This window comes from Pseudomonas sp. MEJ086 (assembly GCF_030209025.1).
Taxonomy (GTDB): Bacteria; Pseudomonadota; Gammaproteobacteria; order Pseudomonadales; family Pseudomonadaceae; genus Aquipseudomonas; species Aquipseudomonas fulva_A.
Window position 1 is genome coordinate 91,582 of sequence record NZ_JARVSV010000030.1, and the last position, 24,893, is coordinate 116,474.

The following is a 24,893-nucleotide window of genomic DNA, read 5'->3' on the forward strand; positions in this document are numbered from 1 at the left end:
ATGGAGCGCATTCGATCCGACCTGCAGCGCCAGCGCGGTGCGTTCAGCATTCTCAGCGCCGCGACCCTGGTCATGGCCATCCTGTTTCTCTCTCTGGTGGTGGACACCGGGCGCCTGTATCTGGAACAGCGCAAGCTGCAGAAACTCGCCGACACCGCAGCCCTGGAATCGATCTCCCGACTCGCGGCCGGAAACTGCGCGCTGGACACCGTCAACGCACAGCTCTACGCCCTGGAAAACGCTACCTCTTACGGTTTCCCCGGCAGCGACCTGCAGTCGCTGGCCTCCTCCTGCGCAAGCATCACGATCGTCGATGGCCTCCGGGTACCGACCATCGATGCCGGTGGCAGGGCCGTCAGGGTGGTCACCAGCAGCCGGGTGCCCGCCAGCATCATCGTGCGTACCGGCGGCCTGTTCGGCCTTCCCGGCAATGCCACCGTGAGCCTGCAAGCCGTTGCGGTGGCCGAGAAAGACAGCGACCCGCTGACGGTATTCAGCGTCGGCTCGCAACTGCTCGACCTCAACGGCAACGGCGTGGTGCCGAGGCTGCTCAAGGCCGCCGGAGTGAACCTCAGCGGCCTGACCCTGCTCGACGCCGACGGGCTGGCGAATGCTCAGGTGACCCCAGCCAGCTTGCTGCAGGCACTTGGCGTGAACCTGGGGATAAACCAACTGAGGGCACTGACCTCCGAGGGGCTGGTAGACCTGGTGGATACCCAGATCGGGGTGATCGGTATTCAGAAACTGGTCGATGTATCGGCGAAGCTGGTCGACCACAACCAGGCGCTGGCCGCCGATATCAGAGCCCTGGGCAGCACCCTGGCGAACTCGCAGTTGCAGAACGCCACGGTAAACCTGCTGGCGACCGACGACCGCCCCGGCCTGTTGAAGCTCGTCAGCGGCCCGGGCCAGGCCGTCGGCTCGGCACTGGATGCCAAGCTGGCGCTTGGCGACGTGTTATCCACAGGCCTGATGACTGCCGTTCAGGGACGCGGCCTGCTGGTGGATCAACTGAACCTTCTCGGCCTGGTGAAGGTGCAGCTTGGCGTCGTGGAGCCGCCAGCCATCGGTATCGGCCCCGTTGGAACGACAGCGTTCAACGCCCAGACTCGCATGCACATCGATATCGACAGCTCCGGTGTGCCTCTGGCCAACTCGTTGCTCAATATATTGGGCACCTCGATCAAGCTGCCCATCATCATCGATCTGGTGAGTGCCAAAGGCGAAGTGACGGATATCGACTGTTCTCGGGCAGAACCGGAGGCGACCATCGACGTCGAGTCCACGGTCGGCAATATCTGTATTGGCGATATGCCCAACGGCACGCTGTGGTCGACCCGTGCCAGTTGCACCGAATCCAACCTGCAGGACGCCAGCATTCTCCGGCTGCTGAACGTCGACCTGATCAAGGGCAAGGCTGCAGTGCCGCTGATTGGCACCGGTACCAATCCAGTTCGCGATGAGGTGACGCTCGCCGAGGACGAATCGGAGATCACCCAGGTCAATCAGTTGAAGATTGGCGACTCGATCGCCAACCTGCTCTCGCAGGTCACCAGAATGCTAGGGCTCGGGGTGCCGAAGGGAGCGGACGGTTCTCCGGGCTTCACCCCCGCCCAGGCTGCGCAGATCGCCGATAAATACCTCGCGGCTCACAGCAGCAAGGATGCCATTCGAGACGCCATGAAAAAGGATGGCCTCACCTGGCCCAGACCCGTGCTGTTGTTGCTGGATACGACCATGCCCGATGAATGGCACAGCAAGCTGAGTCTGGTGAATTGCTCCACCAACAAGGCGCGCTGCCGCGATGAGCTGATCACTTCATTGCAGACAAAACCCCAGGGCGGGCTGCTGAACAGCGTGCTGACCGGCCTGGCCAGCTCGCTTGGCCTGGGTAGCAACGCCCAGCCCTTGCTGCTCACCATCCTCAATCCGGTAATCGATCTGATCAAACCGCTGCTCAACTCCGTGGGCACGGCCGTGAGTAGCCTGCTCACCAGCCTCGGTCTGGAACTGGGCAAAAGCGAAATCAAGGTCCACAGCATCAGCTGCGGCATCCCCCAGCTGATTCGATGAGGTGTGATGTGAAGCGCGCGGCGAAAGATTCACAGCGAGGTGCGGTGGCCATCGAATTCGCCGTGCTGTTCGGCGTGTTCTTCGTGGTGGTGTACGCAATCATCGCCTACAGCATTCCCATGCTGCTGATGCTGACCTTCAAGCAGGTCAGCGCCGACGCGGCCCGCGCCACCCTGCAGGTCGACCCCGGCAACGCCGCCTACACCCAGTTGCTCAGCCGGGAAATCACCCGCGTGGTGGAGCGCAGTTGGCTGCCGGACAGCTGGCTGGGCGGCAACTGCCCACCACCGGAGCAGGATGCCGCCGGCTTCAGCTGGACCAGCCTGCCCGGCCAGAATGGCCACCCCTCCTACGGCAACATCGCCCTCGATGCCCGTGACCCCGATGCCCCGCGCTACGTGCTGCACGTGTGCCTGCAACGCCTCTACAACCGCGAGGGCGCCAGCGACCAGAGGGCCATCGTGCCGACCCTGAGGCTGCTCGGCATCAGCATTCCGAGCCTTCCGGAGGAAGGCGGCAATGTGGTCATACGGGGGGCAACCACGGTGACCCTCTAACAACCACCTCCGTTTTTAGAGGCGCCCTCAGGCGCCGATCACACCGCCATCGTCACGGCTGATGACCATCACCGAAGAGCGTGGATGGACACCGGGGCGGTGATCCGGGAAGGTCGAACCGCCCTCTTCACCGGGATGCTGAATGCCCACGAACAGGGTTTTGAAGTCCGGCGAAAAGGCCAGCCCGGTCACTTCGCAGCCCACCGGGCCAACCATGAAACGGCGAATTTCACCGGTTTTCGGGTCGGCACAGAGCATCTGGTTGTTGCCCATGCCGGCGTAGTCGCCCTTGTTGCTGTACTTGCCGTCTGTCTGGATCCACAGGCGGCCGCCACCGTCGAAGCCGACACCATCCGGGCTGTTGAACATGTTGTCGGCATTGATCGCGTGGCTGCCGGCCTGAGGCGTACCGGCATGCACAACGGGGTTGCCGGCGACCACGAACAGATCCCATTCGAAATCCTCCGCAGCCGCGTCATCGCCGCCTTCGCGCCAACGCAGGATCTGCCCGTACAGGTTGTTGGCACGTGGGTTCGGCCCGCCCACCGGCTGACCTTCCTCACCCCGCTTGCTGTTGTTGGTGAGGGTGCAGTAGACCTGACCGTCCTGCGGGCTGACGGTGATCCACTCGGGGCGATCCATCCGCGTGGCGCCGACCTGAGTGCCCGCCTGACGCGCCCGAATCACCACGTCGCCCTGGCTGGCGAAACCCTTCTCGGCATCGAGACCGTTCTTGCCTGCGGTCAGCTCGATCCAGCGGCCACGCCCCTTGGGATGATCGGCATTGCCGTCACCCTCGTCGAAACGCGCCACATACAGGGTGCCATGGTCGAGCAGATGACGATTGGCCTTGGCATCACCGCGATCGAGGCGGTCACGGGTGATGAACTTGTAGATGAACTCGCCGCGTTCGTCATCGCCCATGTAGACCACCACGCGGCCATCGCGGGTCGTGGTCAGGGCGGCGTTCTCGTGCTTGAACCGCCCGAGGGCGGTGCGCTTGATTGGCTTGGCCTGAGGATCGAACGGATCGATTTCGACGATCCAGCCGTGACGATTCAGTTCGTTGGGTGTTTTCGCCAGATCGAAACGCGGATCGAAGTGGTGCCACTCGTTTTCCGCGCTGGCGTGCAACACGCTGAAGCGCTTCTGATCGGCGCTGAACGGCAGGCTGGCATCGCTGCTGCCGAAGCAGTCGCTGAAGTTCTCTTCACAGGTCAGGTAGGTGCCCCAGGGCGTCTGGCCGCTGGAACAGTTCTGGAAGGTACCGAGCACCTCGATGCCAGCCGGGTCGGCGGCAGTCTTGAGCAACTCGTGGCCACGTGCCGGGCCACTGACGTCCATCGGCAGGTTGCCATGTACACGGCGGTTGTAGGGCGAGCCCTGCACGAACGCCCAGCCGCTGGCGCCACGACGCACTTCGATCACCGTCACACCCTCGGCATTCTGCGCTTTGCGCACGTCCTCGGCGGATTTCGGCAAACCACCGTGAGCCAACAGATAGCGGTAATTGACGTATTCATTGTTGATGGCCATCAGCGCACGATCCGCGTCACCCGGCCAGGGGAAGAAACTCATGCCATCGGTATTGTCACCGAACTGCTGCAGCTGTTCGGCGGCCGTGTTGCTGCCATCGCCCTTGAACGCCGGGCCACCAGCGTGCAGCGGCTGACCCCAACTGATCAAGGTACTGAACGAATAGCCGGGCGGCAGGGTGATGGTGTCGGCCGTTGCAGCAGCGATGTTGGCGAAGCCAAGCAGAGAGCTGCCGGCAGCGGCACTGATCGAATCGGCCAATACGCTGCGCCCCAGCAGGCCACCGCCGAGAAACAGTGCCGCACCGGTCAGCGCACCTGCGCCGATGAAGCGACGGCGGGAAAGGGTCAGGCGTTCGAGGTCAGTCAATTGATCGTCATGCATCACGGCGCTCCTGCTTTGTTCTGATTGGCAGGGACGCTATGTCAATGACATGACGGTTGGATGACAGTTGTTTGCAGCGCGTGTCAGGCCGTAGCGACGTTATCGACAGGCTGTGTACTGTTCACAAATACGGTGGCCCACTCTGTGGATAACCTGGTAGCTCTCTGCTACAGGCCATACGCCACGGGCGCTACAGGAGAGTGTACAGAATCTGATCAGCAAGCATGATTTACTCACAGGGACTCTGGATAAAATCCATGAGTACCTGTGGATAAAGCTTCAGGTGCCACGTATTTCGGGGCCTTCAGCACTCTGGATATTTTTTGAACACTGCACAGACAGCGCGAACCGGCATGTTTCGGGTCAAAAACGCCGCGTACTCGTCAGCTCTTCCAGTACCCGGGAAGCCACTCTGAACACCACCGACGTGTGGTCTTCGCCTGTTTCTATCTGGAAATCACTGCGCAGCCCGTACTGCGACAGATCCTCCAGGCGCAGTTGCAGAGCGCGGGCGTCCTGAATTCCCTGCGGGGCCTCACGGTCACCTATCAACAGCGTGAGGCTGCTGTGGATAAGATCCAGCTGACCGGCGTGGGCACGCTCGAAGAAAGCCCGTTCATGCTCCAGCAGGTAGCGATCACGCCACCACAGGCTCGGGCTGATCGCCACCACATGCTGGAACAGCGCAGGGCGAGTGAACAGCGTGTAGATGCCGAACATCCCACCAAAGGAATGGCCGACCAGGCTGCGCTGATCCTGATCGACCTGGAAGCGTTCGGCGACCCTCGGCATCAGGCGTTTCTCGATGAAGTCGAGAAACAGATCCTGCCCACCCTGGGGTGGTGTATTGCGCTCGGCGGGTTGCGGCGGCGAGAGATCGAACGCACGGCGCTCGAAGTCCAGGGGCGTGTCGCTCGGGTAACCGATGGCCACCAGAATCGCCCCGCGCAGCCGCTCCTGAGCACGCTTGGCAGCGTGGAAGGCCGGGAAGTAGGCATTGCCGTCGAGCAGGTAGATCACCGGGTAGCCGCCGGTGTAGGGCACGTCGCCCTCCGGCAGGCTGATCATGATGCGGTACTCGCGCCCTTCGGCGCTCTTCATCATCCATTGCTCGGTACCGTCCAGCACCACCGGCTCGGCCTGGGCAACCGCCAGGCTGCCCAGCAGCAGCGCGCTCAGCAACCCACGCCACCAGCCAATCGCGATCACCAGTTATAACTCAGGCTGGTGACCATGCTGCGCGCTTCGCCGCGGTAACAGAAGCCGTCCTGGCAATTGACGTACTGCTTGTCGGTCAGGTTGCGGGCATTGAGGGCCAGGCGTACGCCATCCAGGCCACCGCCGAAGTCGTAGTGCACACCGGCATCGATCAGGGTGTAGTCGTCATTCTTGACCGTGTTCAGGTTGTCGCCGTAGACGCTACCGGTGTAGCGGGCGCCAGCCCCGAAGCCCAGGCCGAACGGCAGTTTGTAGTCCAGCCACAGGGAAGCCAGGTGGCGCGGTACGTCTTTGGGATCCTTGCCTTCGTTACCGTCGTTGCTCTTGGTCACCTCGGGGTCGTTGTAGCTGTAGCTGGCGGTCAGGTGCAGGCGATCGCTGAGATCGGTGACGGCCTCCAGTTCCAGGCCGCGAGAAACCTGTTCGCCGGTCTGTACGCTATTGAGTGGATCGAGCAGATCGCGGGTCACGACATTTTCTTGCGTAAGGTGGTAGAGCGAGGCAGTCAGCAAGGTATTGGTGCCTGGCGGCTGGTACTTGAGGCCCACCTCATACTGCCTGCCCTCGGTCGGCTTCAGTGGCCCATTGGCGTTGCTTCCGCTTTGCGGCTGGAACGACTCGGCATAGCTGGCATACGGCGCCACGCCATTGTCGAACAGGTACAGAGCGCCGAGCTGAAAGGTCGTGGCCGCATCGGTACGCGTGCTGTTGCCACCCGTGAGGTTGTCGCTGACGCGCATGCGCGCGCGGTCACGGCGCACGCCAGCCGACAGGCGCCAGCGGTCGATCTCCAACTGGTCCTGAAGGTACAGGCCGGTGCGCTGGCTCATGTTGTCCTGATCGGTGAGCACATTGCCTGGCTTGCTGACGGGCTGATGGTAGTCAGGGGCATTCATGTCGATGGACGGCCCGGGGCCACTGGCATACAACACCGAGCCGTCGAACCAGGCGTAATCCACCCCGCTGAGCAGGGTGTGTTGCACGGGCCCAGTGGCGAAACGGCTGACCAGACGGGTATCGGTGGTCACCGACTGCATATCTTCGTACACCCCGACAGCGCCGCGTTCCATCACACCGTTGGTAATGGTGCCGGTGGGCTGCAGGTACTGGTTGGTGGTATCCAGTTCGCCGTAACGCAGGTTCTGCTGCAGGCTGAAGGTGTCGTTGAAGGCGTGTTCGAACTCATACCCTAGCGTCCACTGGCGCTGCTGGAGCTTGTCGAAGTACTCGTCGCCCTGCCAGAAGTCGCTCAGGCGACCTCCGTCCTGATAGAGCATCGGCGACGCCGCGGTTTCGCGTTCCTGATACTGGGCCAGGACGGTCAGGCTGGTGTCGGGGTCGATCTGCCAACTCAGCGAAGGTGCAATCATGCGTACATCGTTGTTCAGCTGTTCGATGTAGTTTTCCGCATCGCGGTAGAGGCCGACGGTGCGAAACAGCACGTCGCCCTCTTCGTCCAGCTGACCACCCACGTCGAATTGCGCCTGTTGGTGATTGTGGTTGCCGGCCTGTATTTCCACCTGGTTCCTGGCCAGCAGGCTCGGACGCTTGCTCACCCGGTTGACCATACCGCCCGGGCTGATCTGCCCGTAGAGCACCGAAGCCGGCCCCTTGAGCACCTCGATGCGTTCCAGGGCGTAAGCCTCGGTGCCATAGATGGAGAGCCAGCTGTTGTAGGGCTGACGCAGGCCGTCGAGAAAGTCTGCGGTCATGGTGGTATCGAAGCCGCGCACGCTGATGGTGTCGAAGCGCGGATCCAGCCCCGAACCGCCGGTGCGCACACCAGCGGTGTAAGCGACCGCATCCTCGACCGCGTTGACCTTGCGATCGGCGATCTGCTCGGCCGTTACCACGCTGATGCTCTGGGCAGTTTCCAGGATCGGCCGGTCGCTCTTGGTCGCACTGCTGGCATTGCTGGCGAAGTAACCGCCCGCCGGTGCGAAGGCACTCTGCGTCGCCGTGGCCTCGATGCTGGTGGCGTCGAGCTGCACACTGGCCTCGGCCTTGCCCGGCAGCACCACGTAACCCGATGTGGTCTTGCGGGCGACCAGCCCACTGCCGCGGAGCAGCGTCGCCACCCCTTCCTCCAGCGAGCCGCCACCGGCCAGGCCCGGGCTACTCAGGCCGCGGACCACATCGGGGGAATACGACAGGGTAATGCCCGCACGTTCGGCGAAGGCGCTCAGCGCCTGCTCCAGCGACCCGGCGGCGATGCGCGGGGCAGCGGCATCGGCCGGGGCCGCCTGCACCGTCAGGCCCGCCGTGCCACCGAGCAAGGCCAGCGCCAGACAGATGGCACCTGACAACGTACGAGGCTGAAGCTGAAACGGCAGGGGGCTGGCAGAACGCATGAGGGTATCCATTGAGAGAGTGATCCCCTCTAACCGGATGAATCGAAAAAGTCCGACAGACGATTGGAAAGACGGGCCTGCATCGAATGCTCGAGGCGCAAGCGGCTGTTGCTTTGGGGAAAACCCTATTGGTGGGCTGAAGCCCACCCTACAGCCGAGGGCCCGCGAGATACCGTCCGATTACTTCAGGGCACTGGGCGTAGGGTGGGCTTCAGCCCACCACATCGAACGCCCGCCTCAGGCCAACGGCATCACCCGTACCCACCAGCGCGTACGCTCGACGATCCTCACCGGCAGCAGGTGGGTGATGTTGCTCACCATCACCTCCGGCTCGTCCAGGCGGAAAACCCCGGAAAGGCGCAGGTCGGCAACGGCGGCATCGCAGCCCAGCCAGCCCTTGCGATAACGCCCTGCTTCGGCCAGGAAGTCGGTCAGGCGAATGTCGCTGACCACCAGCAGGCCACGTGCCCAGGCGAAAGGATCGATAGGCCCCTTGCCGAGGGTGGTCGTGCCGACTGCCGACACACCGATCCCCTCGCCGCCCCGTAGCCGCAATTGGCCGGCTGCAGTGGACACCAGCGCTTCGCCACGCTGAACGCGGATCTCGCTGTAATCGTCATGCTCGCGCAGCAGCACGCTGGCGTTGCGGCCCTGGCAGGTGGCGAAACGGCAGCGTGCCTGCCACTGCGCGCCCTCCACCAGCGCCTCACCAGCACGCAGGATCACCTGATGCCCCTCGACATCCAGGGCGCTGCCGGTGTTGAGCATCACCTCGGCAGCCGCATCCAGGCTGATGCGGCGGCGCTCACCCGTCGCAGTGGCGAAGTCGGCCCGCCAGGTGGGCGAGGTCTGCGTCACCACCAGCGTGGTGCCGCCCGCCACGAGGCCGAAACCGAGCAACTTCAGTGTGCGTCGCCGGCCCAGATCGGCTTCGGCGCGGCGCAACACGGGGATGGTTTGTGCGGCATCCGGCAACTGACTGGCCTGGAAAAGACCACCCATCTGCTGCAGGCGCTGCCAGGCCAGTCGATGACGCGCATCGCGCTCCAGCCAGTCCTGTAACTGCTCCGGCACATGGGCACCGGCGCTATCGTCGCGCAGACGCATCTGCCACTCGATGGCCGCGCAAACGATGGCCTCCGGCAAACGCTCCGCGGCTGCACTCACAGCGCTGCCTCGAAGCAGCCGCGGTAACAGTGCAACAGCGCACTCGCCACATGCCGCTCGACGGTACGGCTGGAAATACCCAGTTGCTCGGCAATCTGCTGATGGGTCAGGCCGCCGAGCTGATAGAGCAGGAAGGCCTCGCGTATGGCTGGCTTGAGGCCGTCGAGCAAGCAGGCGATTCGCTCCAGGCACTCCAGCGCCTCGTGGCGCACGTCCGGCGACGGGTGACTGGCTTCGGGCAACTGTGCCAATGCGTCGAGGTAGGCACGCTCCAGCGCGTCACGGCGCCAGTGATCGATCACCAGGCCGCGGGCGATACGAACCAGCAAGGCACGCGGTGCACGATCGCTGATCGGCTTGTTACGCATCAGCAGCCGCACGAAGGTGTCCTGAGCCAGATCCGCCGCCTGCTGCGAACAGCCGAGCGAACGCCGCAGCCAGCCATTCAGCCAGCCGTGGTGCGTGCCGTAGAGCACATCGAGCGGAACGATGGAATCCGTTTCAGGTAGCGACATGGACGCCCTCCGAGGCCGACAAGCGCGAAGAACAGCGTGGATAAGCTGGCGACCGCGCACATTATTCGCGAATCGTTCTTATTACAACCACTGGCGTGGTTCAGCCGACGGGCAGGGTCGAGAAATGGCATCACCTGCACCCCGTAATGACAGAAATGCAAATGCCGATATATGATTCATATATATTTCGTATATCAGGAGCCACCATGGGCATCGTCAATATCGAAGATGAACTGCACGACCAGATTCGCAAGGCCAGCAGCGTGTCGTGTCGCTCGATCAACGCCCAGGCCAGCTTCTGGATCCGCATCGGCATGCTGTGCGAGATGAACCCGAACCTGAGCTTCAACGAGGTGATCGCCGAGGAAATGCGCGCTGCCGGTGTAGTCCCCCCGCGCCGTTTAGAGGCAGCGGTATGATCAAGAAGCCGGAAGAGATCGCCCTGATGGCGGAATCCGGCAGGCTGCTGGCATCGGTATTCAGCCATCTCGATGGGCTCAGCCTGCAGGGCATGTCGACCCTGCAGGTCAACGACCTTGTGGATAACTTTATCGTCCAGCAGCTCCAGGCCCGCCCTGCCAGCAAGGGGCAGTACGGTTATGCCTATGCGCTGAATGCCTCCCGCAACGAGGTGGTGTGCCACGGCGTGCCCAGCGCCGGCGAGATTCTGCAAAGCGGTGACCTGGTGAACTTCGACATCACCCTGGAGAAGAACGGCTACATCGCCGACTCCAGCAAGACCTACCTGATTGGCGAGGTTTCTCCACAGGCCCGGCAACTCGCCGCAGTGACCTATGAGGCGATGTGGAAAGGCATCGGAGCCGTGCGCCCCGGCGGCCGCCTGGGCGATATCGGTCACGCCATAGAAAAGCACGCCCGGGCCCACGGCTACTCGGTGGTTCGCGAATATTGCGGCCACGGTATTGGCAAGGAAATGCATGAGGCACCGGAAGTGCTGCACTGGGGCAAGGCGAAGACTGGCCTGACGCTGCGCGAAGGAATGACCTTTACCATCGAGCCGATGATCAATCAGGGCCAGCCTGGCGTACGCACCCTGCGTGACGGCTGGACGGTGGTGACCCGCGACGGCGCCCTGTCGGCGCAGTTCGAACACACGGTGGCGGTCACTAGAGATGGTGTACAGGTGCTCACGCTAAGGCCAGACGAGACGCCGCAACACTGACGCTCGAGCACAGCCCTGCTGTTGTTATCCAGCCGTCTCGAGCGTGATCATCACCCAGGGCAGCATCAACTGTGTCAGCGGCCCGATGCCCAACGCGAACAACAGGGTGCCTACGCCCAGGACAGTCGAACCGGCGAGCAGGAACCCAACCAGGAGCACGCTCAATTCTATGGCGGTGCGCATGGAACGCAGCGAGTAGCCGGTGACCCGGTTGAGCCCGGTCATCAGCCCGTCCCGCGGGCCACGACCGAGCTGGGCACCGATGTAAAGGGCCGAACCCAGCCCGCACAGCAGTACCCCGCCAATGGTGAACAGCAGGCGCCAGACGAACGCGTCCGGTGCAGCCAGTAATCGCAAGCTGATGTCAGCCACAACGCCAATGACCACTGCGTTGGCAATGGTACCGATGCCAGGTATCTCCCGCAGTGGGATCCACAACAGCAGCACCAGGAACGAAACACCAACCACGATCCAGCCAAAACTGACAGGCAGCAGTTTGGCCAGGCCGACATGCAGCGAATCCCATGGCGACAGGCCGAGATTGCCGCGAATCATCAGCGCCATGGAAATTCCGAAGAAGGTCAGGCCGACCATCAGTTGCACGAGGCGGCGCATCAGCTTGCCTGCGCGCAACTGCTCGATTGGGCCAAGCTGGGCGAGCGTAGCTCTGTTGCCCATTACTCCACCGTTACGCTTTTGGCCAAGTTACGCGGCTGGTCGACGTCGGTGCCGCGCAGCACGGCCACGTGGTAGGACAGCAACTGCAGCGGCAGGGTGTAGAGGATCGGCGCCAGGGCGTCGTGGATGTGCGGCATGTTCACCACGTGGGTGCCCTCGCCATTGCTCATGCCGGCCTGCTCGTCGGCGAACACCAGCAGCTCGCCGCCACGGGCGCGTACCACCTGCAGGTTGGACTTGAGCTTGTCGAGCAGCTCGTTGTTCGGTGCGACGGTGACCACCGGCATGTCAGCATCCACCAGGGCCAGGGGGCCATGTTTCAGCTCACCGGCCGGGTAGGCTTCGGCGTGGATGTAGGAGATCTCCTTGAGTTTGAGCGCGCCCTCCATCGCCACCGGGTACTGAGCGCCGCGCCCCAGGAACAGGGTGTGGTGCTTCTCGGCGAACAGCTCGGAGACCTTCTCGACGATCTTGTCCATGGCCAGCGCTTCGTCCAGGCGGGCCGGCAGGCGACGCAGCTCTTCGACGAGTTCGGCAGCCACACCGGCTTGCAGGGAGCCCTTGACCTGGCCGACGGCCAGGGTCAGCAGCATCAGGCCGACCAGTTGAGTGGTGAAGGCCTTGGTCGAGGCGACGCCGATCTCGGGGCCGGCGTGGGTCAGCAGGGTCAGGTCGGATTCACGCACCAGCGAGCTGATGCCGACGTTGCAGATGGCCAGGCTGGCCAGGTAGCCGCCATCGGCCTTGGCGTTGCGCAGGGCGGCCAGGGTGTCGGCCGTCTCGCCGGACTGGGAGATGCTGACGAACAGGGTGTCCGGCTGCACCGCCACGCGGCGATAACGGAACTCGCTGGCCACTTCGACCTGGCAGGGAATGCCCGCCAGCCCTTCGAGCCAGTAACGGGCGACCATGCCGGCATGGTAGCTGGTGCCGCAGGCGACGATCTGCACGTTGCGCACCTTGGCGAACAGTTCGGCAGCCTGAGGGCCGAAAGCCTGCACCAGTACATGATCGCTGCCCAGACGGCCTTCCAGCGTACGCTGCACGACGGTGGGCTGTTCGTGGATTTCCTTGAGCATGAAGTGGCGGAACGCGCCCTTGTCGGCCGCATCGGCGCCTTCGTGGTACTGCACCACCTCACGCTGCACGACAGTGCCGTTGGTGTCCCAGATCTGCACGCTGTCGCGCTGGATCTCGGCGATGTCGCCTTCTTCGAGATACATGAAGCGATCGGTGACCTGACGCAGGGCGAGCTGGTCGGAGGCGAGGAAATTCTCACCCAGGCCCAGGCCAACGACCAGCGGGCTGCCACTGCGCGCAGCGAGCAGACGATCAGGGCGAGCGGCGCTGATCACGGCCAGACCGTAAGCACCCTGGAGCTGCTTGACCACCGCCTTCAGGGCGTCAGCGAGGTCGCTCTGCGTTTTCAGGGTGTGATCGAGCAGGTGCACGATGACTTCGGTATCGGTATCGGAGCTGAAGGTATAACCCAGGCCTTGGAGGCGCTCGCGCAGCGGACCGTGGTTTTCGATGATGCCGTTGTGCACGACGGCCAGCTGATCACCGGAGAAATGCGGGTGGGCATTGTGCTCGGTCGGCACACCGTGGGTAGCCCAGCGGGTGTGGGCGATACCCAGACGGCCCGGCAGCGGCTCGCTGCTCAGCGCGCTTTCCAGTTCGCTGACCTTGCCAACGCGACGACGACGCTGCAAGGCGCCCAGATCATCGACCAGTGCCACACCGGCGCTGTCGTAGCCACGGTACTCGAGGCGCTTGAGGCCCTCGACCAGCACAGCGGTGATGTTACGTTCGGCGATGGCGCCTACGATGCCACACATAGCGTTCTCCTCAGGAAGCGTCAGCTACCGCGCAGATCAACTGGATCCCGCGGGCCGAGAGTTGTTCACGCGCCTCATCAGCGAGACGCTCGTCGGTAATCAGGGTGTGCACGCTGCTCCAGGGCAGCTCGAGGTTGGGGATGCGGCGGCCGATCTTGTCGCTCTCGACCATCACGATCACTTCACGGGCCACCTCGGCCATCACCCGTGAAAGACCCAGCAGTTCGTTGAAGGTGGTGGTACCGCGCTGCAGATCGATGCCGTCGGCACCGATGAACAACTGGTCGAAATCATAGGAGCGCAGCACCTGCTCGGCGACCTGCCCCTGGAAGGAGTCCGAGTGCGGATCCCAGGTTCCGCCGGTCATCAACAGCACCGGCTCGTGCTCGATGTCGCTCAGGGCGTTGGCCACGCTCAGTGAATTGGTCATGACCACCAGGCCGGGCTTGTGGCCCAGTTCGGGAATCATCGCCGCCGTGGTGGTACCGCTGTCGATGATGATCCGCGCATGCTCGCGAATCCGCGCCACGCCGGCACGGGCGATGGCCTGCTTGTAGCGGGAAACCGGCTGACTGCTCTCGACGATCAGTTCCTGGGGCAACGGCACGGCACCGCCATAGCGGCGTAGCAGCAGGCCGTTGGTTTCCAGAGCGGCGAGGTCCTTGCGGATGGTCACTTCGGACGTCGCGAAACGCTTGGCCAAGGCATCCACGCTCACCTCACCCTGCTCGGCGAGCAAGGTGAGAATGGTGTGGCGGCGCTGCGGTGTGTTGCGCTTCGACATGCTTAAGTTTCGATTCGAAAGATAATGGAGCGAATCAAAACCTAACGAAGCTTCTCTGTCAAGACGCTCAAGCCCTGTGGATAAGCTGACTCGTCCCGGACTGCAGCCGGAAGATCAAGTTATCCACAGAAGGAGCTTACTTCTGCTTTTTGGTCGGGCGCTGCCAGCCTTCGATATTGCGCTGGCGGCCACGGGCCACGGCCAGGTTCTTGGGTGGCACGTCGTTGGTAATGGTCGAGCCAGCGGCGGTGTTGGAGCCATCGCCGATATCCACAGGTGCAATCAGCGCGTTGTTGGAGCCGATGAATACATCCTCTCCGATCACCGTCTGATGCTTGTTGGCGCCGTCATAGTTGACGGTGATGGTGCCAGCGCCAATGTTGGTGCGCGCACCAATGACCGTGTCACCCAGATACGTCAGGTGACCCGCCTTCACGCCCTCCCCCAGCACGGCATTCTTCAGTTCCACGAAGTTACCCACATGGGCCTTGGCACCCAGCACGCTGCCCGGGCGCAGACGGGCGAACGGGCCGCAATCGGCACCTTCACCCACTTCGGCACCTTCCAGATGGCTGTTGGCCTTGACGATGGCGCCCTTGCGCAGGGTGCTGTCCTTGATCACGCAGTTGGGGCCGATCTGCACGTCGTCTTCGATGACTACCCGGCCTTCGAGGATCACGTTGATGTCGATGGTCACATCGCGGCCCACGGTGACATCGCCGCGCACATCGAAACGATGCGGGTCACGCAGGGTGACGCCCTGCGCCATCAGGCGGCGGGCGATGCGCTGCTGGTAATGACACTCCAGCTGCGAGAGCTGGATGCGGTCGTTGGCACCGAGCACTTCCATCTCGTCGGCGGCCCTTTCGGTGGCTACCACCAGGCCGTCGGCCACTGCCATGGCGATCACGTCGGTCAGGTAGTACTCGCCCTGGGCATTGCTGTTCGACAGCCGCCCCAGCCAGTCGGCCAGGCGCTTGCCCGGCACCGCGAGAATGCCGGTATTGCCTTCACGGATCTGCCGCTGCGCTGCGCTGGCATCCTTGTGCTCGACGATGGCCTGCACCACGCCCTGATCGTCGCGCACGATGCGGCCGTAGCCGGTCGGATCGGCGAGCTCGACGGTGAGCAGGCCAAGCTGGTCGTCATTGACCAGAGCCAGCAGGCGCTGCAGGGTCGCGGTCTCGATCAGCGGCACGTCACCGTAGAGGATCAATACGGTATCGGCACTGAGCTGCGGCAGCGCCTGAGCCACGGCGTGGCCGGTACCGAGCTGCTCGGCCTGGATGACGAAATTCAGGTCGTCCGCTGCCAGCCGCTCACGCACCTTCTCGGCGCCATGCCCGATCACCACCTGAATGCTCTGTGGCTGCAGGCTGCGGGCGGTGTCGACGACGTGGGCGAGCATGGGCTTGTGGGCCACCGGGTGCAGGACCTTGGGCAGAGCGGAGCGCATGCGGGTGCCTTGGCCGGCGGCGAGGATGACGATATCGAGGGACATGGCGAGCGGTTCCTTGGCAATCGCAGCCGCACGGGTCGGCTGCGAAACAAAAACGATAGAAAAGCAAAAGGGTAGCCAAGGCTACCCTTTTACCAAGCAACGATGAAGCCCGCAGGTATCAGCTACCGCCGAACTTCTTGCGCAGTTGCTGGACGGTGCGCAGCTGGGCTGCGGCCTCGGCCAGACGCGTAGCGGCAGAACCGTAGTCGAACTCGGCACCCTGCTCGCTCAGCGCTTTCTCGGCAGCCTTGACGGCTTCCTGAGCAGAGGCTTCGTCCAGGTCGGCAGCACGTTGCACGGTATCGGCAAGTACCTTGACCATGCTCGGCTGCACTTCGAGGAAGCCACCGGAGATGTAGAACACCTCGGTTTCGCCACCCTGCTTGACCAGACGAATCGGGCCCGGCTTGAGGTCGGTGATCAGCGGTGCGTGGCCCGGGGAAATCCCCAGATCACCCAGGTTGCCGTGGGCGATCACCATTTCGACCAGACCGGAGAAGATCTCGCCTTCTGCGCTGACGATGTCGCAATGGACTGTCATAGCCATATCTAGCCTCACGTAAGCGCCCGTTGCCGGGCGCACGGGTGATTACAGTTTTTTCGCTTTCTCGATGGCTTCTTCGATGCCGCCGACCATGTAGAACGCCTGCTCCGGCAGGTGATCGTACTCACCTTTGAGGATGCCGCTGAAACCAGCGATGGTGTCCTTCAGGGAAACGTACTTGCCTGGCGAACCGGTGAAGACTTCGGCCACGAAGAACGGCTGGGACAGGAAGCGCTGGATCTTACGAGCACGGGATACCAGCTGCTTGTCTTCTTCCGACAGTTCGTCCATGCCGAGGATCGCGATGATGTCCTTCAGCTCTTTGTAGCGCTGCAGCACGTACTGAACGCCGCGAGCGGTGTCGTAGTGCTCCTGGCCGATCACGTTCGGGTCCAGCTGGCGCGAAGTCGAGTCGAGTGGATCGACCGCTGGGTAGATACCCAAGGAAGCGATGTCACGGGACAGTACGACGGTGGCGTCCAAGTGGGCGAAGGTGGTCGCCGGGCTCGGGTCGGTCAAGTCGTCCGCAGGGACGTATACGGCCTGGATCGAGGTGATCGAACCGGTCTTGGTCGACGTGATGCGCTCTTGCAGAACACCCATCTCTTCAGCCAGGGTCGGCTGATAACCTACTGCAGACGGCATACGGCCGAGCAGTGCGGATACTTCGGTACCGGCCAGGGTGTAGCGGTAGATGTTGTCCACGAAGAACAGAACATCACGGCCTTCGTCACGGAACTTCTCGGCCATGGTCAGGCCGGTCAGTGCTACGCGCAGACGGTTGCCTGGTGGCTCGTTCATCTGACCGTAGACCAGGGCTACCTTGTCGAGAACGTTGGAGTCCTTCATCTCGTGGTAGAAGTCGTTACCCTCACGAGTACGCTCACCCACACCGGCGAACACGGAATAACCGCTGTGCTCGATGGCGATGTTACGGATCAGTTCCATCATGTTCACGGTCTTGCCGACACCGGCACCACCGAACAGACCGACTTTACCGCCCTTGGCGAACGGGCAGACCAGGTCGATGACCTTGATGCCGGTTTCCAGCAGCTCGTTGGAGCCAGCTTGCTCGGCGTAGGTCGGCGCAGGACGGTGAATGCCCCAACGCTCTTCTTCGCCAATCGGGCCAGCTTCGTCGATCGGGTTGCCCAGTACGTCCATGATACGGCCCAGGGTTTTCACCCCGACCGGTACCTGGATGCCTGCGCCAGTGCTGTCGACGTCCAGGCCACGTTTCAGGCCTTCGGTCGAACCCATCGCAATGGTACGCACCACGCCGTCGCCCAGCTGCTGCTGAACTTCCAGAGTGGTTTCGGCGCCGACTACTTTCAGCGCTTCATAAACACTCGGCACCTTGTCACGCGGGAATTCCACGTCGATGACGGCGCCGATGATTTGAACGATACGTCCGCTACTCATCTTTGGTTCCTCTGAATATTTGAACCGTTAAACCGCGGCAGCGCCGCCGACGATTTCCGAAATTTCCTGGGTGATCGCTGCCTGACGTGCCTTGTTGTAAACCAACTGCAGGTCTTTGATGATGTCGCCAGCGTTGTCGGTGGCATTCTTCATCGCAATCATCCGCGCGGCCTGTTCGGCTGCGTTGTTCTCGACCACTGCCTGATACACCTGCGACTCCACGTAGCGCACCATCAGCCCGTCAAGCAGTTGCTTGGCGTCGGGTTCGTACAGGTAGTCCCAGTGGTGCTTCAGTTCCTGATCCGGATCGGCCACCAGTGGAATCAACTGCTCCACGGTCGGCTTCTGGGTCATGGTATTGATGAACTTGTTGGAAACCACGGACAAACGGTCGATGCGCCCTTCCAGGTAAGCATCGAGCATCACCTTGACGCTGCCGATCAGATCATTGATCGACGGCTCTTCGCCGAGGTGGCTGATCGCAGCTACGACGTTGCCACCAAAGTTGCGGAAGAATGCCGCGCCCTTGCTGCCAACCACGCAGAGATCGATCTCCACGCCGCGCTCGCGGTTTGCCGACATGTCCTTAACCAGGGCCTTGAACAGGTTGGTATTCAAGCCACCGCACAGACCACGGTCCGAACTCACCACCACGTAACCGACGCGCTTTACTTCGCGTTCGATCATGAAGGGATGACGGTATTCCGGGTTGGCGTTGGCCAAATGACCAATTACCTGGCGGATACGCTCCGCGTAGGGACGGCTAGCTGCCATGCGCTGTTGTGCCTTGCGCATCTTGCTGACCGCCACCTTTTCCATGGCGCTGGTGATCTTCTGCGTGCTTTTGATGCTCGCAATCTTGCTGCGAATCTCTTTTGCGCCTGCCATTTCACACCTATCGGGTTAGCAGGCGGGCGCCGTTGGGCGCCCGCTGCGGCTTACCAGGTTTGGGTGGCTTTGAACTTCTCGATACCGGCTTTCAGCTGGCCATCGATGTCGTCATTGAAGTCACCCTTCTCGTTGATCTTCGCCATCAGAGCGGCGTAATCACGGTTGAAGAAGGCGATCAGAGCCTGCTCGAAGCTGATGATCTTGGCGACTTCGATGTCGGTCAGGAAACCACGCTCTGCGGCATACAGCGACAGCGCCATGTCCGCGATGGACATCGGAGCGTATTGCTTCTGCTTCATCAGCTCGGTAACGCGCTGGCCGTGCTCAAGCTGCTTGCGGGTGGCTTCGTCCAGGTCAGAAGCGAACTGGGCGAATGCCGCCAGTTCACGGTACTGAGCCAGAGCGGTACGGATACCACCGGAGAGCTTCTTGATGATCTTGGTCTGCGCAGCACCACCCACACGGGATACCGAGATACCGGCGTTGACGGCCGGACGGATACCCGAGTTGAACATGGCCGATTCCAGGAAGATCTGACCGTCGGTGATGGAAATCACGTTGGTCGGAACGAACGCGGAAACGTCGCCAGCCTGGGTTTCGATGATCGGCAGAGCGGTCAGGGAGCCGGTCTTGCCAGTCACGGCGCCATTGGTGAACTTCTCGACGTACTCTTCGGAAACGCGCGATGCACGCTCCAGCAGACGGCTGTGGAGATAGAACACGTCGCCCGGGTAGGCTTCACGGCCTGGCGGACGGCGCAGCAGCAGGGAGATCTGACGGTAAGCGACGGCCTGCTTGGAGAGGTCGTCGTACACGATCAGGGCATCTTCACCGCGGTCACGGAAGTATTCGCCCATGGTGCAGCCGGCGTAAGGAGCCAGGAACTGCAGCGCAGCGGATTCGGAAGCCGAGGCAGCCACCACGATGGTGTTGGCCAGAGCACCGGACTCTTCGAGTTTGCGAACCACGTTGGCTATGGTCGATTGCTTCTGACCGATGGCTACGTAGACACAGAATATGCCGCTGTTCTTCTGGTTGATGATGGCGTCGACGGCCAGAGCAGTCTTGCCGATCTGACGGTCACCGATGATCAGCTCACGCTGGCCACGGCCTACCGGGATCATGGCATCGACCGACTTGTAACCGGTCTGCACCGGCTGGTCGACCGACTTACGCCAGATCACGCCAGGTGCGACTTTCTCGACGGCGTCGGTGGCTTGAGCATTGACCGGGCCTTTGCCATCGATCGGGTTGCCCAGTGCGTCGACAACGCGGCCCAGCAGTTCCGGACCAACCGGAACTTCCAGGATGCGGCCCGTGCACTTGGCGCTCATGCCTTCGGCCAGGGTGGTGTACGCACCCAGGATTACGGCACCTACGGAGTCTTGCTCCAGGTTCAGTGCCATACCGTAGACGCTGCCCGGGAACTCGATCATTTCGCCGTACATGACGTCGGCGAGACCGTGAATGCGCACGATACCGTCAGACACGCTGACGACAGTGCCTTCGTTACGGGCTTGGGAAGAGACGTCGAGTTTCTCGATACGTCCCTTGATGATTTCACTAATTTCGGAAGGATTGAGTTGCTGCATAGCTCTGCTGCCCCTTCAAACTCAAGATTTCAATGCTTCGGCCAGCTTCGCGATTTTGCCGCGAACTGAGCCATCGATAACCAGGTCGCCGGCGCGGATTACGACACCACCAATCAAGGCGGCATCCTCCGCAGCATGCAGGCGCACTTCCCGGCCGAGCCGTGCACTGAGAACCTTGGCGAGTTTGTCTTGCTGTTCATCGCTCAATGCGAAGGCACTGGTGACATCCACGTCGATCGACTTCTCCTGTTCGGCCTTGTAGAGCTCGAACAGCGAGTAGATTTCCGGCAACAGGGCCAGACGATCGTTCTCTGCGACAACGTGGATGAAATTGCGTACCTGGGCGTCGAACTTGTCACCACACACCTCGACGAAGGTGGTGGCCTTGTCTGTACTCGTCAAACGCGGGGCCTTGAACACGCGCTGCAGGGTGGCGTCTTGCGACACCGCCGCTGCCAGGCCGAGCATGGCTGACCAAGAGGCCAGCTGCTGGTGAGCCTGGGCGTATTCGAAGGCCGCCTTGGCGTAAGGTCGGGCCAACGTGGTCAGTTCTGCCATGATCGCGCCCTCGCTTAAATTTCGGCGGCCAGTTTGGAAACCAGCTCCGCATGCGCGTTTTGGTCGATAGATGCGCCCAGGATCTTCTCGGCACCGCCAACGGCCAGAGCACCCACTTGGGCACGCAGCACGTCTTTGATGCTGTTGATTTCCTGTTCGATCTCGGCCTGAGCCTGTGCCTTCACGCGATCCGCCTCGACACGAGCCTGTTCACGGGCTTCATCGACGATTTGGGTACCGCGTTTCTTGGCTTGCTCAATGATCTCAGCAGCCTGTGTCTTGGCTTCGCGCAGTTGTTGACCCGCTTTCTCTTGGGCCAACTCCAGATCACGAGCCGCACGACTGGCTGCATCCAGACCTTCTGCAATCTTCTTCTGACGTTCTTGCAAAGCCGCAATGACCGGAGGCCACACGAACTTCATGCAGAACAGCACGAAGATAAAGAAGGCAACGGACTGGCCAATCAGGGTTGCATTAATGTTCACGCCAACACCTCGCTCGTTCGTTGTCCATCACACCAATCAGCTCGAAAATTCGAGTGATTAGCCAGCGATTTGACCAACGAAGGGGTTCGCGAAGGTGAAGAACAGTGCGATACCAACACCGATCATGGTCACGGCGTCGAGCAGGCCGGCGACGATGAACATTTTCACTTGCAGCATTGGGACCATTTCCGGCTGACGCGCAGCGCCTTCCAGGAACTTGCCGCCCAGCAGGCCGAAGCCGATGGCGGTACCCAGAGCGCCCAGGCCAATCAGCAGAGCAACAGCGATCGCGGTCAGACCAACTACAGTTTCCATCTTTCCTCCCGACTTTTTACGTCGTATTGGTTAAGGTTTTTCTAAGGGTAAAGCGGTAAAGCAAAATCGTTGCTTCCAGTGCCCTTGCGGGCGATCCAGCCGAAACTGGAATCCATCGAAAACGCCGCGCATCCCGCCAGGGCAGTGGATGCGCGTCACGCCATCAATGGCTGTCTTCGTGCGCCATCGACAGGTAGACGATGGTCAGCATCATGAAGATGAATGCCTGCAGCGTGATGATGATCAGGTGGAACACTGCCCAGGCCCACTGCAGTACGCCTGCCAGTGCTGCCAACAGAATGCCGCCGCCGAACATGACCGCGATGAGGATGAAGATCAGCTCGCCGGCATACAGGTTGCCGAACAGACGCAGCGCCAGGGAAATCGGCTTGGCGATCAGGGTCACGAACTCCAGCAGGAGGTTGACCGGGATCAGCAGGATTTTCACGAAGATGTTCTTGGCGCTGAACGGGTGCAGGGTCAGTTCGCCGAGGAAGCCGCCGATGCCCTTGACCTTGATGCTGTAGAAAATGATCAGCGCGAACACCGACAGGGCCATGCCCAGGGTCGCGTTCGGGTCAGTGGTCGGAACGGCGCGGAAGAACAGGTGCTCGTCGCCGGCGATCTTGGCAGCAGCGACTGGAATCCAGTCCACCGGCACCAAGTCCATCAGGTTCATCAGGAAGATCCAGACGAAGATGGTCAGGGCCAACGGGGCGATCAGTGCGTTACGACCGTGGAAGGTGTCCTTGACGCTGCCGTCGACGAACTCGACCAGCACTTCGACGAAGTTCTGCAGACCGCCAGGCTGGCCCGAGGTTGCGCGGCTTGCGGCAGCCTTGAACAGCAGAATGAAGATCAGGCCCAGCACCACGGAGATACCCAGGGTGTCGAGGTGGAATGCCCAGAAGCCCATTTCTTTGGCTTCTTCAGCGGAGTGGGCGAAACCCCAGCCATTCACCGGATGCTGACCATAGGTCAGGTTCTGCAAGTGATGCTGGATATAACCCGAAGCGGTTTCTGCAGCTGCCATAAATCCCTCAAACGCTCTAAGGCTTTAAAAGTTATCTCTTCATCAGCAAGGGTGCGAACCAGTTGACCAATTGGGTCAGCAGGAACACGCCGAACAACGCCAGCGCATCCAAAGGCTTCACACCTGCAAACACCAGCGCAAAAAGCACCGCTGTCAGAACCAGTTTCCCAGCTTCGCCGGCGTAGAACGACCGAACGATGGCCTGGGCTGCCCGCGCTCCGGAAAACCGGAATGCCTTGTGGGCGAAGTACACATTCGGCAGCAAGGCAATCAGCCCGCCACACAAGCCTGAATATCCGCCGATCGAGCCCCGCCAGTGCCAGCAGGCAGCGGCAAGAACCAATGCCACGATCAGTTGAGCTACCAGAACAGGAAACACCGGCAGTCGATGGAATGGCAGGCGTTTTGGCGTGCGTATATCCATCATTTTTCCCGGTAAATCGTACTCAGACTTCGTTACCAAGCTAATCAATAACTTGGCACATTTTGTGCCGTCGAAATGCGCGCAGAGTATAGGGGTGGTTCCCACCCCGTTCAACTGCCCGAAAGTCTTTTCGCACTAGTGCTGCGCGGGCAATTGTTTCAGCGGATGTGGGCTAGGACGCCCTGGAGCTCATCGAGGGAATTGTAGCGAATGACCAGTTGGCCTTTACCCTTCTGACCGTGCTTGATCTGCACTGGAGAGCCCAGGCGCTCAGCCAGGCGCTGTTCGAGCCGACTGATATCCGGATCGGTCTTGGTGGCGGCTACGGGCTTCTCCTGGGTGTTCAGCCATTGCCGCACCAGCGCCTCGGTCTGACGGACGGTCAGGCCCCGTGCGACAACGTGTCGCGCTCCTTCGGTCTGCTGTTCGGCAGGCAGGCCCAGCAGGGCGCGAGCGTGACCCATTTCCAGGTCACCGTGGGAAAGCAGGGTTTTCACCTCTTCGGGCAGAGCGATCAAGCGCAGCAGGTTGGTGATGGTCACCCGCGACTTGCCGACGGCTTCGGCGACCTGTTGCTGCGTCAGCTGGAACTCGTGCTGCAAGCGCTGCAGGGCCATGGCTTCTTCGATCGGGTTGAGGTCTTCACGCTGGATGTTCTCGATCAGCGCCATGGCGATGGCGGCTTCGTCCGGCAGTTCGCGGACCAGCGCCGGGATGCGGTCCAGGCCGGCCTGCTGAGTGGCCCGCCAGCGACGTTCACCCGCGACGATTTCGTAACGGCCGTCACCGACCGGACGCACCACGATGGGCTGCATCACGCCGTGGGTCTTGATCGAGTGGGCCAGTTCTTCGAGGGCGGTGGCGTCCATGTCGCGGCGCGGCTGGTACTTGCCGCGCTGGATCAGATCCAGAGGCAGGTGCTGCAACTCACTGGTATCGGCCTTGACCGCTTCTTCCTCAAGGGCGTCGACGCTGGTGCCCCCCAACAGGGCGTCCAGGCCTCGTCCCAGCCCACGTTTCTTGGCGGCCATGCACAGATTCCTTATACGGTTGCGGTGTGGGCGTTCGCGCGCTGCCGGCGAACCAGTTCGCCAGCCAGCGCCAGATAGGCGATCGCACCACGGGATTGCTTGTCGTAGACCAGCGCCGGCATGCCGAAGCTCGGCGCTTCGGCCAGTCGCACGTTACGCGGGATCACGGTTTGATAGAGCGTCTCGGGGAAATGTTCCTTGAGCTGCGCCGATACATCGTTGGTCAGGCTGATGCGCGGGTCGTACATGGTGCGCAACAGGCCTTCGATCTTCAGCGACGGATTGAGCAGCTTGCCGATGCGCTGGATGCTGTTGACCAGATCGCTCAGCCCCTCGAGTGCGTAGTACTCGCACTGCATGGGGATGATCACTCCATCGGCGGCGACCAGGGCGTTGACCGTCAGCATGGACAGCGCCGGTGGGCAGTCGATGAGGATGTAATCGTAATTTTCGCGGATCGGCGCCAGCGCATAACGCAGGCGGCTTTCCTTCATCTTCATTTCCAGCAGGGACACTTCCGCGGCGGTCAGGTCGCGGTTGGCGGGCAGCAGCTGGTAGCCACCATGCTCGGAAAACTGCATGGCCTCGACCAGATTGCACTCGCCGACCAGTACGTCGTAGATCGAGTGCTCCAGCGCCTGTTTGTCCACACCGCTGCCAGTGGTGGCGTTGCCCTGCGGGTCGAGGTCGATGAGCAGCACACGGCGTTTGGTCGCAACCAGGGAAGCCGCCAGGTTGATGCAGGTCGTGGTCTTGCCCACCCCGCCTTTCTGGTTGGCGATTGCGAATACTTTAGCCATGTTGCCGTTCCCC

At 61.9% G+C, this 24,893-nt stretch carries 24 protein-coding genes; 4 read left to right on the top strand and 20 right to left on the bottom strand.

Translation table 11 applies throughout. The features are described from left to right. Entirely contained in the window at positions 1-2,073 is a 2,073-nt protein-coding gene (locus QRN22_RS19650; RefSeq protein WP_042554486.1) for a pilus assembly protein TadG-related protein, read from the top strand. Between the two features lie 44 nt (positions 2,074-2,117). Continuing rightward, positions 2,118-2,630: a TadE/TadG family type IV pilus assembly protein gene (locus QRN22_RS19655; RefSeq protein WP_231570180.1), complete on the top strand. Its 513-nt coding sequence runs from the start codon at positions 2,118-2,120 to the stop codon at positions 2,628-2,630. Positions 2,631-2,657: 27 nt separating this feature from the next. Here QRN22_RS19655 and QRN22_RS19660 read toward each other — a convergent pair whose 3' ends face one another. From QRN22_RS19660 to QRN22_RS19680, 5 genes are all read right to left on the bottom strand, one after another. Then, entirely contained in the window at positions 2,658-4,550 is a 1,893-nt protein-coding gene (locus QRN22_RS19660; protein WP_042554484.1) for a PhoX family protein, read from the bottom strand. Between the two features lie 363 nt (positions 4,551-4,913). Beyond that, positions 4,914-5,759, bottom strand: a complete 846-nt coding sequence (locus QRN22_RS19665) for an alpha/beta hydrolase (protein WP_231570179.1) — start codon at positions 5,757-5,759, stop codon at positions 4,914-4,916. After that, entirely contained in the window at positions 5,756-8,119 is a 2,364-nt protein-coding gene (locus QRN22_RS19670) for a TonB-dependent siderophore receptor (protein ID WP_231570178.1), read from the bottom strand. The genes QRN22_RS19665 and QRN22_RS19670 overlap by 4 nt, the downstream gene beginning before the upstream one ends. A gap of 237 nt (positions 8,120-8,356) precedes the next feature. After that, entirely contained in the window at positions 8,357-9,286 is a 930-nt protein-coding gene (locus QRN22_RS19675; RefSeq protein WP_042554482.1) for a DUF4880 domain-containing protein, read from the bottom strand. After that, the gene (locus QRN22_RS19680; RefSeq protein WP_042554481.1) at positions 9,283-9,801 is read right to left on the bottom strand and encodes a sigma-70 family RNA polymerase sigma factor; all 519 of its coding nucleotides are present in this window, start codon (positions 9,799-9,801) and stop codon (positions 9,283-9,285) included. The genes QRN22_RS19675 and QRN22_RS19680 overlap by 4 nt, the downstream gene beginning before the upstream one ends. 206 nt (positions 9,802-10,007) lie before the next feature. Here QRN22_RS19680 and QRN22_RS19685 point away from each other — a divergent pair, with 206 nt between their 5' ends. Together QRN22_RS19685 and map are read left to right on the top strand one after the other, a co-directional pair. Next, entirely contained in the window at positions 10,008-10,220 is a 213-nt protein-coding gene (locus tag QRN22_RS19685) for a ParD-like family protein (protein WP_042554480.1), read from the top strand. Continuing rightward, positions 10,217-10,984, top strand: coding sequence for a type I methionyl aminopeptidase (map, locus tag QRN22_RS19690; protein WP_042554479.1), 768 nt, complete (start codon positions 10,217-10,219; stop codon positions 10,982-10,984). Before QRN22_RS19685 ends, map begins: the two co-directional genes overlap by 4 nt. Before the next feature lie 24 nt (positions 10,985-11,008). Here the strand turns inward: map and yczE are convergent, their stop codons facing one another. From yczE to QRN22_RS19765, 15 genes are all read right to left on the bottom strand, one after another. Continuing rightward, positions 11,009-11,662, bottom strand: a complete 654-nt coding sequence (gene yczE / locus QRN22_RS19695; protein WP_042554478.1) for a membrane protein YczE — start codon at positions 11,660-11,662, stop codon at positions 11,009-11,011. Continuing rightward, positions 11,662-13,500 (bottom strand): glutamine--fructose-6-phosphate transaminase (isomerizing), encoded by a 1,839-nt coding sequence (gene glmS / locus QRN22_RS19700; RefSeq protein WP_042554477.1) that lies wholly within the window; start codon positions 13,498-13,500, stop codon positions 11,662-11,664. The genes yczE and glmS overlap by 1 nt, the downstream gene beginning before the upstream one ends. A 10-nt stretch (positions 13,501-13,510) precedes the next feature. Beyond that, positions 13,511-14,284, bottom strand: coding sequence for a DeoR/GlpR family DNA-binding transcription regulator (locus tag QRN22_RS19705; protein WP_042554476.1), 774 nt, complete (start codon positions 14,282-14,284; stop codon positions 13,511-13,513). Positions 14,285-14,420: 136 nt separating this feature from the next. Further along, on the bottom strand, positions 14,421-15,785 hold the full coding sequence (gene glmU, locus QRN22_RS19710) for a bifunctional UDP-N-acetylglucosamine diphosphorylase/glucosamine-1-phosphate N-acetyltransferase GlmU (protein ID WP_042554475.1): 1,365 nt from the start codon (positions 15,783-15,785) through the stop codon (positions 14,421-14,423). A gap of 118 nt (positions 15,786-15,903) precedes the next feature. Beyond that, positions 15,904-16,332: a F0F1 ATP synthase subunit epsilon gene (locus tag QRN22_RS19715; RefSeq protein ID WP_042554474.1), complete on the bottom strand. Its 429-nt coding sequence runs from the start codon at positions 16,330-16,332 to the stop codon at positions 15,904-15,906. A 42-nt stretch (positions 16,333-16,374) separates the two neighbouring features. Further along, positions 16,375-17,751, bottom strand: coding sequence for a F0F1 ATP synthase subunit beta (gene atpD / locus QRN22_RS19720; protein ID WP_073263617.1), 1,377 nt, complete (start codon positions 17,749-17,751; stop codon positions 16,375-16,377). Between the two features lie 27 nt (positions 17,752-17,778). Beyond that, complete coding sequence (gene atpG, locus QRN22_RS19725; protein WP_042556077.1) at positions 17,779-18,639, bottom strand: F0F1 ATP synthase subunit gamma; 861 nt, start codon at positions 18,637-18,639, stop codon at positions 17,779-17,781. A gap of 50 nt (positions 18,640-18,689) precedes the next feature. Beyond that, entirely contained in the window at positions 18,690-20,234 is a 1,545-nt protein-coding gene (atpA, locus tag QRN22_RS19730; protein ID WP_042556076.1) for a F0F1 ATP synthase subunit alpha, read from the bottom strand. 21 nt (positions 20,235-20,255) lie between these two features. Next, positions 20,256-20,792, bottom strand: coding sequence for a F0F1 ATP synthase subunit delta (locus tag QRN22_RS19735; RefSeq protein WP_042556075.1), 537 nt, complete (start codon positions 20,790-20,792; stop codon positions 20,256-20,258). Positions 20,793-20,806: 14 nt separating this feature from the next. Beyond that, the gene (locus QRN22_RS19740) at positions 20,807-21,277 is read right to left on the bottom strand and encodes a F0F1 ATP synthase subunit B (RefSeq protein WP_042556074.1); all 471 of its coding nucleotides are present in this window, start codon (positions 21,275-21,277) and stop codon (positions 20,807-20,809) included. Between the two features lie 57 nt (positions 21,278-21,334). Continuing rightward, a complete protein-coding gene (atpE, locus tag QRN22_RS19745) occupies positions 21,335-21,592 on the bottom strand; it encodes a F0F1 ATP synthase subunit C (protein ID WP_003097235.1) in 258 nt (85 codons plus the stop codon). Positions 21,593-21,755: 163 nt separating this feature from the next. Continuing rightward, positions 21,756-22,625 (bottom strand): F0F1 ATP synthase subunit A, encoded by an 870-nt coding sequence (gene atpB / locus QRN22_RS19750; RefSeq protein WP_042556073.1) that lies wholly within the window; start codon positions 22,623-22,625, stop codon positions 21,756-21,758. 31 nt (positions 22,626-22,656) lie between these two features. After that, positions 22,657-23,049 carry a F0F1 ATP synthase subunit I gene (locus QRN22_RS19755; RefSeq protein WP_042556072.1) on the bottom strand — a complete coding sequence of 131 codons (393 nt, stop codon included), beginning with the start codon at positions 23,047-23,049 and terminating at the stop codon, positions 22,657-22,659. Between the two features lie 158 nt (positions 23,050-23,207). Next, positions 23,208-24,080, bottom strand: coding sequence for a ParB/RepB/Spo0J family partition protein (locus QRN22_RS19760; protein ID WP_042556071.1), 873 nt, complete (start codon positions 24,078-24,080; stop codon positions 23,208-23,210). An 11-nt stretch (positions 24,081-24,091) separates the two neighbouring features. Continuing rightward, complete coding sequence (locus QRN22_RS19765) at positions 24,092-24,880, bottom strand: ParA family protein (protein WP_042556070.1); 789 nt, start codon at positions 24,878-24,880, stop codon at positions 24,092-24,094. Positions 24,881-24,893: the final 13 nt, after the last annotated feature.